The organism is Kitasatospora sp. NPDC001175 (assembly GCF_053598215.1).
The window spans coordinates 16307-27538 of sequence record NZ_JBSFJU010000023.1 but is presented as its reverse complement, the minus strand read 5'-3'; the positions used below and the strand labels follow the sequence as shown (position 1 = coordinate 27538).

Annotated in this window: 8 protein-coding genes; 5 read left to right on the top strand and 3 right to left on the bottom strand. The window is 72.6% G+C overall.

Features of this window, described 5'->3' with window-relative positions:
* The first annotated feature begins 169 nt into the window (after positions 1–169).
* The 5 genes from ACWDAK_RS18525 to ACWDAK_RS18505 all read left to right on the top strand — a co-directional run bounded on the left by ACWDAK_RS18525 (position 170) and on the right by ACWDAK_RS18505 (position 6101).
* Positions 170–1354, top strand: coding sequence for a rhodanese-like domain-containing protein (locus ACWDAK_RS18525; RefSeq protein ID WP_427393914.1), 1185 nt, complete (start codon positions 170–172; stop codon positions 1352–1354).
* A 147-nt stretch (positions 1355–1501) separates the two neighbouring features.
* Positions 1502–2143 carry a DUF5819 family protein gene (locus ACWDAK_RS18520; RefSeq protein WP_344638984.1) on the top strand — a complete coding sequence of 214 codons (642 nt, stop codon included), beginning with the start codon at positions 1502–1504 and terminating at the stop codon, positions 2141–2143.
* Positions 2140–3315 (top strand): HTTM domain-containing protein, encoded by a 1176-nt coding sequence (locus tag ACWDAK_RS18515; protein WP_427393913.1) that lies wholly within the window; start codon positions 2140–2142, stop codon positions 3313–3315. Before ACWDAK_RS18520 ends, ACWDAK_RS18515 begins: the two co-directional genes overlap by 4 nt.
* Positions 3316–3324: 9 nt before the next feature.
* Positions 3325–5439, top strand: a complete 2115-nt coding sequence (locus tag ACWDAK_RS18510; RefSeq protein ID WP_344638983.1) for an FUSC family protein — start codon at positions 3325–3327, stop codon at positions 5437–5439.
* Between the two features lie 5 nt (positions 5440–5444).
* Positions 5445–6101 carry a TrmH family RNA methyltransferase gene (locus tag ACWDAK_RS18505; RefSeq protein ID WP_344639047.1) on the top strand — a complete coding sequence of 219 codons (657 nt, stop codon included), beginning with the start codon at positions 5445–5447 and terminating at the stop codon, positions 6099–6101.
* A 109-nt stretch (positions 6102–6210) separates the two neighbouring features.
* Here the strand turns inward: ACWDAK_RS18505 and ACWDAK_RS18500 are convergent, their stop codons facing one another.
* From ACWDAK_RS18500 to ACWDAK_RS18490, 3 genes are all read right to left on the bottom strand, one after another.
* Positions 6211–7218 (bottom strand): peptidoglycan-binding protein, encoded by a 1008-nt coding sequence (locus ACWDAK_RS18500; RefSeq protein WP_344638982.1) that lies wholly within the window; start codon positions 7216–7218, stop codon positions 6211–6213.
* Between the two features lie 185 nt (positions 7219–7403).
* A complete protein-coding gene (locus ACWDAK_RS18495) occupies positions 7404–8405 on the bottom strand; it encodes a hypothetical protein (protein ID WP_344638981.1) in 1002 nt (333 codons plus the stop codon).
* A gap of 189 nt (positions 8406–8594) precedes the next feature.
* Entirely contained in the window at positions 8595–10760 is a 2166-nt protein-coding gene (locus tag ACWDAK_RS18490) for a protease pro-enzyme activation domain-containing protein (RefSeq protein WP_344638980.1), read from the bottom strand.
* Between the last annotated feature and the right edge of the window lie 472 nt (positions 10761–11232).

Here is an 11232-nt window from a genome sequence, read left to right as displayed (position 1 = left end):
GGAGATTCGTCAGTATCAGTTGCGTGTCTTGTGGTGCGCGCCGGGCTTGTACCTCCGGTTCATCCGATCGGAGGAGCACTTGCGGCCGTCGGGGCCCGGGTAGGGTGGCAGCCCGTACGGCCGCGGTGGACGGCCGTGGCGGATGGCCGTGACGGATGAAGGCGAGCAGGTGAGCGCGGAGAGCCCCGTCCAGTGGACCGACCCGGAACGGCAGCAGCTGGAGGAGCTGGTGGCCGCCACCGAACTCGCCTGGCTGACGCTGGAGGTCGACGTCGAGACCCTGCGGGTCGAGATCGACAACTTCGCACTCGTCCACCATCAGCTGCTCGGGCCGCTGTACGCCCGGCTGGACGAGCTGGACGCGCTGATCGCGGAGACCGTCGCGGTCCGCAGCGGCAGTCCGGAGGACATCCGGCGGGCCGCCGAGGCCCGCGGCCGGGTCGAGGCGCTGCCCGACCTGGAGGCACTGCTGGCCGATCTGCCGCCGGAGGTGGCCGAGCCCGAGCCGCCGCGCCGGGTCCGCCCCGGCAAGGACGCGCAGCGGATCTACCGCGACCTGGCCCGGCGCGCCCATCCCGATCTGAGCACCGACCAGGCCGAGCAGCAGCGCCGCTCCGCCTTCATCGCCCGGGTCAACGAGGCGTACGCGCACGGTGACACCGGGGCGCTGGAGCAGCTGGCCGAGGAGTGGTCCACCGCGCCGGAGACCGCGCCGGAGCCCGACGCCCCGGACCGGCTGGAGTGGCTGCGCCAGCGGCTGGAGTGGCTGAAGGCGAAGATCGGGCAGGTGGCGGCCGAGCAGGTCCGCCTGGAGCGCAGTGCGATGGGCGAGCTGCTGCGGCTGGCGCCGCAGGACCCGGAGGGGCTGCTGACCGAGCTCGCCGAGCAGCTGCTGGCCAAGGCCGCCGAGCGGCAGGCCGAGCTCGACCGGCTGCTCGCCCCCGTACCGGACGGCGCCTCCCGTGGTCGTGCAGTACCGGACAATGGTGGAGACCACCGAGACCCTCAGGAGAACCCGACGATGTTCACCCAGCTACCCAGTACGGACGCCGCCTCGGTGCCCGCCGACGCAGCTCTGCTCGACGTGCGTGAGCAGGACGAGTGGGACGCCGGCCACGTGGACGGTGCGCTGCACATCCCGATCGGCGAGGTGATCGCCCGGATCGACGAGTTGCCCGAGCCGGACCGGCGGCTGTACGTGCTCTGCCGGGTCGGCGGCCGTTCGGCGCAGGTGGTGCAGTACCTGGTGGCGCAGGGCCGGGAGGCGGTGAACGTGGACGGCGGGATGTTCGCCTGGGAGGCGGCCGGGCGGCCGATGGTGAGCGCGAACGGGCGGGACCCGTTCGTGCTCTGATCCCCGTCGGGTCCCGGCGGGGCGCGGCGCGGCACCCCCGTCGCGCGGTTCGGCCGGGCCCTGAGATAGTGCAACCTGCTCGCGGTGGGATCGGGATCCGCGGTGGTGGGCCGGGCGCGTGGTATCTCGCGCCGCTGGGGGGCGTGCATGGCTGAGTCGGGGCGTGGCTGGTCGCTGCCGGCACTGGCGGTGCTCTGCTGCGCGGCGGCGTTCCTGATCGGCGGCAGCGCGGTCTTCCTGGGGGCGCTGTTCCTGCAGTCGGCGCCGCCCAACGCGCTGTCGCAGCGCTACCGGGCGCAGCTGGGCGGCATCGTGTACCCGGAGTTCGAGCAGAACTGGAAGCTGTTCGCGCCGAACCCGCTGCAGCAGAACATCACCGTGGACGCCCGGGTGCAGACCATCTCCGACACCGGCCGGATACGCACCCGGGACTGGGTCGGCCTGACCGCGCAGGACATCGCGGCGATACGGCACAACCCGGCTCCCAGCCATGCGGACCAGAACCTGCTGCGCCGGGCCTGGGACCTCTACGACTCCACGCACTCCGCCGGGGACGGCACGGCGGTCGGTGAGCGCGGCAAGGCGGCCGAGGAGTACCTCAAGCGGGTCGCGCTGCAGCGCTTCGGGCGGACGGCCGGGGGCGAGCGGATCCTGCAGATCCAGTTCCGGGTGGGGACGGCGACCATCGCGCCGCCCGCCTGGAGCGGGGAGGAGGTCCCCACCGGGACCTCCTACCGGGAGCTGGCCTGGTGGCCGGTGGACGAGGACGACTACCGGGGGCTGCTGTGACGGGTGCCCAGCAGGAGTGCCCGCCGCTGCCGCCCGGTGTCCCCCGGCAGCCCGGGACCTCGCCCGCCGCTCCCCCGCCGGGCCGGTTCGCGCGGGCCTTCGAGCTGTTCACCACCAAGGCCGCCTTCCCGTACCAGGCGGCGGTGGTGCGGATCGGGTTCGGCCTGACCTGGACGGGCTTCCTGCTGCGCGAGTGGCCCAACCGGCGGGTGCTGTACGGGGACCGCTCGCCCTGGTCGGACGAACTGGCGGCCCGGCTCCTCGCCGAGAACCACGCCTTCACGGTGCTCTCCTGGTACCACGGGCGGCTCTGGTTCGAGCTGGTCTACCACCTGGCGATCGTCGCGGCGGTGCTGTTCACGCTGGGCTGGCGGACCCGGGCGAGCGGTGTGCTCTTCCTGGTCACCGTGCTCTCGCTGCAGAACCGGGCCGTCTTCGCCGGTGACGGCGGCGACAACGTGATCCATCTGATGGCCGTGTACCTGGTGTTCACCCGCTGCGCCCGGGTGTGGTCGCTGGACGCCCGCCGGGCGAGGGACGGGGGCGCGGTCTGGCTCTGGGCGCTGCTGGGGCTGGTGCTGCTGCTGGGGCCGACGGGACTGACCTCCTCGGCGGGACCGGCCGGACCGGTGGGTCTGCTGTGGGTGCCGTGGGCGGTCGCCGGGCTCTGGTGGGCCGTCAACCGCTCGCTGCCCGGCAGCGAGTGGCGCGACGTACCGGACGCGCTGGCGAACATGCTGCACAACTGCGCGATGGCGGTGATCGCCGGACAGGTGGTGCTGATCTACTCCACCGCCGGCTGGTACAAGGTGCAGGGCTCGCGCTGGCAGGACGGCACCGCGCTGCACTACCCGCTGCACCTGGACTACTTCACGCCCTGGCCCGGGCTGTCGGGGGTGCTCGGCGCCGGCCTGCTGCCGGTCTTCCTGCTCAGCTACGGCACGGTGATCACGCAGGTCGCCTTCCCCTTCACGCTGGCCAACCGGCGGGTGAAGAACGTGCTGCTGGCGGTGATGATGGCGGAGCACGCGGGGATCGCGGTCACCCTCGGGCTGCCGTTCTTCTCGCTGGCGATGATCGCGGCGGACGCGGTCTTCCTGCCGACCTCCGCGCTCCTGCGGGTGGGCCGCGGGGCCCGGGCGCTCGGGCACCGGTGGCGGCGCGAACCCTAGACTTCCGGTATGTCCTGGTCTACGGCGCTCCGCGCCACCGCGCGCGCCGGGCTGACCCTGGACCGCTCGCTCTCCAACCCCAGGCGCGCGGTGCGCGGTGCGCTCGGTGCCGCCCTGGTGATCTTCCCGGCGCTGGCGGCCGGCGGGCCGGCGCTCGCCACCTCCGCGGCGATGGGTGCCTTCACCGCCGGCACCGCCACCTTCCAGCGCAGCTTCCGCCCGCGGGTCTCGCTGGCCGTTGCCGCCGGGACCGGACTGGGCGTCAGCACCTTCCTCGGCTACCTGGCCGTCGGCGTACCCGGCGCCTTCCCGGTGCTGCTCGCCGTCTGGGCGTTCGCCGCCGGGATGGCCTGGGCGGTCGGACCGAGCGGCGGTGTGGTCGCCTCCACCACGGTCTCGGTGATGCTGGTGGTGGTCCAACTGCCGGTCAGCGTGCCCGCCGCGCTGTGGCACGGGCTGCTCTGCGCGCTCGGCGGCGCCGCCCAGGCGCTGGTGGTCACCCTCTGGCCGATCGAGAGTTGGCGCGCCCAGCGCGACGCGCTCGCCGACACCTACGCCTCGCTCGCCGACTACGCCCGCCGGCTGCGCCAGGACCCGGTCGCCCTGTTCGACCCGGACCCGTTCATCCTCGCCCGCCAGGCCGCCGCCCTGACCCCCTGGCAGGCCCGGCACCGCCCGCCCGAACTGCACGGCCTGCGCGGTATCGCCGAGCGGATCCGTCCCACCCTGGCCGCGCTCGCCGACCCCGGGGTCGGAGCTCCCGCCGAGGGCCCGGCGCGGGACCGGGCCCGCGAGGTGCTCGCCGCCGCGGCCGAGTCCATGGACGCGCTCGCCCGGGCGGTCCGCACCGGCGAGCCGCTGCGCTCACCCAGGACCACCCCGACCCTCACCCTGGCCGGCTCCGACCCCGAGGGGCCCAGGCTCACTGGTGCCGCCCGGCGCTCCGCCCGCCGGCTCGCCGCGCTGTTGCGCGCCGCCGCCGACACCCTCGACAAGCACGATCAGGACACCGTCAGCTCCCCCGCGATCGGCACCGGTCTGTACCGGCCGTCGATCTTCCGGCTGCTGCCGGTCGCCCTCCAGGCCGTCCGGCGCCAGCTCCAGCCGCACTCGGCGGTCTTCCACCACGCGGTACGGCTCTCGGGCGTGGTGACCTTCTCCTACCTGGCGGCGCGGCTGCTCGGCCTGGAGCACGGCTACTGGGCGCCGCTCACCGCGGCGATGGTGATGCGGCCGGACTTCGCCCAGACCTTCAGCCGGGGTGTCGCCCGGCTGGCCGGCACGGTGGCCGGGGTCGCGGTCTCCACCGCCGTGGTCCAGCTGCTGCACCCGGGGCCCTGGCTGTCCGCCGCGCTCGCGGTCGCCTTCATGGGCGGCGCGTACCTCACCCTGCGCACCGGGTACGCGGTGATGACCGCCTGCGTCTCCAGCTACGTCGTCTTCCTGCTCGGGCTGCAGCCCGGCGATCCCGTGCACACCGCGCTGGACCGGGTCGCCCTGACCCTGCTCGGCGGCCTGGTCGCGCTGGTCGCCTACGCGCTCTTCCCCACCTGGCAGACCGCCAGGCTCACCGAGCGCCTCGCCGAGTGGCTGGCCGCCGCCGGGCGGTACTCGGCGGCGGTGCTGACCGTGTACGGGGATCCGGCGCAGGGCGGCCACCGGGTCCGGACGACGCTGCTGGACTACCGGGAGGCCCGCTCCGAGCTGCTGCTGGCGATGGAGCGGGCGGACGCCGAGCCGGTCTCGCCCGCCGCCAGGCAGCCGGACCTCTCGCGCAAGCAGCTCGACAAGGCGTGGGCCGCGGTCGGGCTGCTCGGCCGCTCGACCCTCCTGATGGAGGCCCATCTGCCCGGCCCGGACACCGGGCCGGTGCCCGGCGCGGCCGCGTTCGCCGAGGAACTGCGCTACGCCACCGCCGTCGCGGCGGCCGCGCTGCTGGTCGGGGACCGGGTGGACTTCGGCGGGCTGCGTTCGGCGCACGAGCGCTGGGACAGCCGGCTGGCCGAGCTGCCGAAGGAGGACCGCACCGAGGTGGCCAGGGCCGGCGCCCGGCTGGTGATGGCGGCGGTCACCGACCTCGACCGGGCGGTCAGGACCCGGCGCACCGTACCCTCGGGGGCGTGAGCAGCATCGGTGTGCCCCACGAGGGCGAGCAGTACGACGACGCCTTCGTTCCCGAGGACCGGGAGGTCGGTCTGGGACCGCATCCCGAACCGTGGCCGGCCGGGCCGCAGTACGACCCCGAGCTGCTCGCGGGCGGCGACCGGCGGAACGTACTGGACCGGTACCGCTACTGGACCCGCGAGGCGATCGTCGCCGACCTGGACACCCGGCGGCACGGCTTCCACGTCGCGGTGGAGAACTGGCAGCACGACTTCAACATCGGCTCGGTGGTGCGGACGGCCAACGCCTTCCTGGCGGGCGAGGTGCACATCGTCGGGCGGCGGCGGTGGAACCGGCGCGGCGCCATGGTCACCGACCGGTACCAGCACGTGCGGCACCACGACAGCGTCGCCACCCTGGCGGCCTTCGCCGCCGAGCGGGGCCTGCCGATCATCGGGATCGACAACCTGCCGGGCGCGGTGCCGCTGGAGACGTACGAACTGCCCGAGCGCTGTGTGCTGCTGTTCGGGCAGGAGGGGCCCGGACTCACCGAGGAGGCCTGGGCGCACTCGACGGCGGTGTGCTCCATCGCGCAGTTCGGGTCGACGCGGTCGATCAATGCGGGCGCGGCGGCGGCCATCGCCATGCACGCCTGGGTGCGGGTGCACGCCGCCCTCGGCTAGGGCCTGGCCGGCGTCGTGCACGCGGCCCTGGGCCAGGTCCGCCGAGGGCGGTCGCCGCGGGCGCGGGGAACCGTGCTCGCACGTGTCCCCCGCGCCGCTGGCGGGTCGTTCAGGCCGGGATGTCGTGGCCCTCGTGGTTGGTGAGGTAGTCCCAGGTGTCCTTGCCCGGATAACCGTCGGCCTCGGAACCGGCCCAGCCCTGGGCGAGTTGGAAGGCCTCGGTGGCCCGGTGGTCGGCTTCGCTCCAACTCTCGTCCGGGCCTTCGGAGTAGAACCGCCTGCCGCCGCGGCCGATCAGCATCTCGCCGAGCTGCCTCACGTACGGGTTGTGCGCGCCGGGGCCGAACTTGTCGGCGCCGGGGAAGGAGCTGCCACCGGAAGCGGTCAGTCCCCGGTAGCGGTACGGGAGGTAGCCGTCCGAGTTGCTCCAGTAGGCGTACGGGGTGGACTGCCGCCGGGTGTTCGGCTTGGTCTGTTCGAGGGCGAGGTACCAGGTGTGGGAGGAGTCGGCCCAGCCGGCGAAGAGGGCGATGTGGGAGCCGCCCTGCGGACTGTCCGGGTCGTTGAAGATCAGGGCGTCGCCGGGCTGGAGGTCGCCCTTCGCTATTCGGGCGGAGAAGTCGGGCAGGGTCCAGGTGGTCTGGCTGCTGCCCAGGCCCCAGGCCATCGAGACGAACCCGGAGCAGTCCTGGCGGTAGCCGTCCGACCAGTAGCTGCTCATGCTGTACGGCACCTGCTGGTCCACCCAGCGCTGGGCGCGGGCGAGGATCTCGGAGCGGCTGGTGGCGGGGAGGGAGCGCAGGTGCGGCCTGGGCGCCCCGGTGCCGAACAGTCCGGCCACCTCGCCCTGCGGGGTACCGGGCACGGTGGTCGGGTCGGGGGCGTCGGCCGTGGCAGCGCCGCCGCCGGGCCGCGGGGCGGACTCGGCCGCCGCGCCCGACGCGCCGCCCAACACCGCACCGACCGCGGCGAGCAGGACGGCGGCCCGCCGGGCCCCGCGCGCGGCCCGGTGGCCGCGGTCACCGGGGCGAGCCGGACGCGGCCCGGTGCGGGGGCCGGCGGCACGGCCTCGGTGGACGTCGTCGGCGGGCTCTATCTGGGTGAAGTCCGTCAGCACGGTGGTTCCAGCCTCTCGGTCCGGGGGGTCGGAAGGAGCCATACGTTCCCCGCCGAAGGCTGGAATATCGGGATGGATGGGATAAATCAGACAGGTGGTGGAGCCCCGGGCACGGGGCGGTCCGGTGGCGGCAGGTCAGCCGGACGGCTTACGGGAGTCCGGCCGTCCGGCCTCCGCCCGGCGGGCTACTCCCACTCCCAGCGGATGCCGAGCTGACCCGGCTCCTGCTCCGGTGCCAGGACGTGGACGCTGGCCGAGGCGCCGATCCACAGCTGCCGGCGTGCGCGGTCCTCCTCCGTGCCCGGCGCGCGGTCGAAACGCTCGCAGTGCGCCGGTATCGCGGCCGGGTCGAAGTGCACCTGGAGCACGTACTCGCGCACCGGGACGGCGAACCGCCGGGCGTAGATGGTGGTCGGGGCGCCGGGCGGGATCTCCACCTCGTACTCGATGACGGTGCTGTCGCCGAGGCCGAGCGGGCGGTCCAGCACCAGTTCGGCCACCAGCAGGCCGCTCTCGGGTCGTCGGCGGACCCGGCCGAGCCGGGCGTGCCGGACCGAGGTGATCTCCGGGCAGCCGGTGGCCTCCTCGTCGGCCTTGTGCACCACCAGGCAGCGGGACACCCCGCCGACCGTGGCCCGGACCACCTGGCGCAGTCGCAGCAGGTAGCCGCGCCGGTGCTCGTCGACGTAGTAGGCGTCGTGGATGCTGAGTCGCTCCAGCTCCCCGATCGGCGGGGCGTCCAGCTCGGCGAAGACTCCGGAGATCTCGTCCTGGCCGGGCCAGACGTCCTCGACCCGCAGGCTGCTGGTGGCGGCGGGGGAGACCCAGCGACCGCGCGGGCGGGGCGGGCCGAGCAGGTTGGAGAGGGTGGTGTGCGGGAGGCCGAGCAGCTCCTCGAGGAGGTGGACGGCGCGCATCGAGGTGGCACGCTCGGGCTGGCTGCGCCCCCGACGCCAGTAACTGAGCGTCGTCACACTGATTCTGACGCCGCGTTGGCCGAGTTCCGTGCGGATCCGGTCGAGGCTGAGACCGTTGCTCTCGATGGCGGCGTGCAGCGCCTCGGCGAAGTTGGCCGACGCCACCGGCCGCGGTCCGCCGGCCTGCTGGACCGGGACACGGGCGGGCCCGTCCCGGTGCTCGCCGACCAGCCTGAGCCGTCCGGCGTGCTGCGGTTGCTGTGAGGCCATCCGGACACCTTCCCCACCCGGCGAGTTCGGTGGGAACCCTACGTACGTTCGAGAGGCTACGTCATCCACTCGTACGTATGACAGTGGTCACGCAAGATAAACCTGATCTTTTCGAATACTGAAACATCCCGGAAACACGGTTGCCGGTACGGGGCGCACCCCGTACCGGCAACCGGCAGTGAACAGGCGTCAGGAGATGTTCAGCGCCGTGTCGTCGATCACGAAGCTGGTCTGCAGCGAGGAGTCCTCGGTGCCGGTGAACTTCAGGGTGACCGTCTGGCCGGCGAAGGCCGACAGGTCGATGGTCTTCTGGACGTAGCCCGAAGCCGCGTCGGCGTTGGAGTAGGTCGCCACCGTGGTCGAGTTGGCCTGGACGGTCAGCTTGTCGTACGCGGTGCTGCCGGTCTCGGCGGTGTCGACGTGCAGCCAGAAGCTGAAGGAGGCCTTGCAGCCCGCCGGGATGCTGACGGTCTGCGAGAGGCTGTCGGTGTGGGCGGAGCCGTAACCGTCCAGCCAGGCCTTGTACGAGCCGGAGTGGGCGGCCTCACCGGAGTCGGTGGTGATCACGCCGCTGGAGGCGGTCCAGCCGGTGTTGCCGCTCTCGAAGCCCTGGTTGGCGAGCAGCTGGCTCGTGGTGCAGCCACCGGACGGCGGCGGGGTCGTGCCGCTGCCACCGCCGAGCAGGGCGTTGCTCAGCTGGTCGGCGACCGGGGTGCCCCAGCCGGTGACCTGGTCGTAGCCGGCCTTGGCCGGGAAGTCCTGGTTCGAGCCGGTGCTGACGTCGTGGAAGGCCGAGCTGTAGTTGCTGCTGTTGGCGACCGAGTACAGCTTCGGGCTGGCCTCGCCGAGCGCGGCCTGGCCGGCGGCCTTCGCCTTCTGGTTGAACAGCGCCGCGTAGCCGGACCACAGCGGTGCCGCGGCGGAGGTGCCGCCGTAGACCTGCCAGCCGGCCGAGCTGGTGCCCTGGGTGTAGATGGCGAAGCCGCTGTTCGGGTCGGCGTTGGAGGACACGTCCGGAACGGTGCGCATGGTGCCGGTCACGTTGGTGCCGGTCTGCCAGCTGGGCTTCGAGAACTGGGTGGAGACGCCGCCGCCGGCGGTGCTCCAGGCGCTCTCGGAGGAGTAGGTGCTGCCGCTCACCTTGAGGTTGGTGCCGCCGACACCGGTGTTGTGCGGGCTGGAGGCCGGGAAGTCGACGGCCTTGACCGAGGAGCCGCTGGTGGAGCGGGTGCAGTCGCGCGAGCCGTCGTCGCCGGAGGCGGAGAAGATGCTGATGCCCTGGGCGGCGGCCTGCTTGAAGGTGTTGTCGATGGCGGTCATCGACGAGGCGGTGGTGTCCGGCTCGCAGGAGCCCCACGAGATGGAGATGACCGAGGCCTTGTTGTCCGAGACGATCTTGGCGGCCATGTCGATCTCGCCCTGGTCGCTGTTGGGGGCCTCGTAGACCAGCTGCTGGGCCTTGGGCGCGACACCGCGGACGATCTCGGAGTCCAACTCGACCTCGCCCTGGCCCTCGCCCGGCTTGCTGTCGTAGCTGGCGCCGTCGACCGAGACGGTCTGCACGGCCGGGCCGGTCAGGCCGAACTGGCCGTCGTAGGTCGTCAGGTTGGACGACGAGTAGCCGTCGAACTCCCACAGCGCCACCGTGGTGCCGCTGCCGTCGGTGCCCATCTTGTTCAGGTTGTAGGCGCCGTTGTACTGGGCCGGGCCGAAGCCGCTCGGGGTGGCGTGCTGGGCCGCGTTCTGAGGCTTCGCGATCCGGGTGGTGCGCACGGTCTTGTTGTTCAGACCGGAGACGCCCTGGACCACGCCGGACAGCGAGGCCGGGATGGAGGCGGCGTCGTCGTTGGCGAAGAAGGCCTTGTTCTCCAGCTTGTCGACGTAACGGCTCTCGTGGGTGCCGAAGGCCTTGGCGATCTGCTCGTTGGTGCCGCTGGCGTTCACCACCTGGCGGTTGGCGCTGACCGAGGTGACCTTCAGGCCCTGCTCCTCCAGGTAGGAGCGCACCTGCGCGACATCGGCCTGGGTCGGGCCGAAGCGGGCGGTGAACTGGGCCGGGGTCAGGTACTTGCCGAACTGCGGCGACTTCGGGTTGCTCAGCGCCGCCAGGAAGGTGTCCAGCTCGGCGGTGTTGCGCAGCTTGAGGCTGACGGCCACCGAGATCTGCTGGGCGGCGGGGACATCGCCCTGCTTCTGCGAGTGGGCCACCGCGGGGGTCACGGTGTTGGGCAGTGCCACACGGGCGGCCGAGACGTTGGCCTGCGGGGCGGCGTACGCGGCGGTCGCGCACAGGGAGGCCGCAGTCAGCGGCAGAACGGCCAGTGCCGAGGCAAGGGCGAGCGAGCGGGGTCGCACGGGCTCCTCCGGAAAGTGGGGGGGGGTGTTCCGGTCCAGAAAACGTTGGGTCAGAACTTCCCAGAAAACTTTCAGGATTGGGCCCATGATCAAGTAATTGGTTCCTAAAAAACAGTCAAGTGTGGAACTTCAACTCATCCACAGAATGACGAAACCTCCATACAGTGAATGGAGCGGCAAGGAGCCCGAGTTGGACCCGGAGCGCGGTCGGTCCCCGTCGCCTGTGCCCGTGCTGGCCGGCGAAGCGCTCCCGCTAGATCCGCTCAACACCCTTCGGTACGACCGGGTTTGCCTGGAGGAGTCACGCCGGGTGTCCGAGCCGGCTCACCTCGGCCTGCCTCGTCCGTGTGCGGCGCGATGCCGAACTCGACTCACCTGAGGAGGTGTTCGGCCACGGTGGGCCGGTGGGTCGGACGGGTGGGCGCAGCGCTCGACCCGCTGCGCCCCCGCTCCGGCGACCGCCACCGGTGCT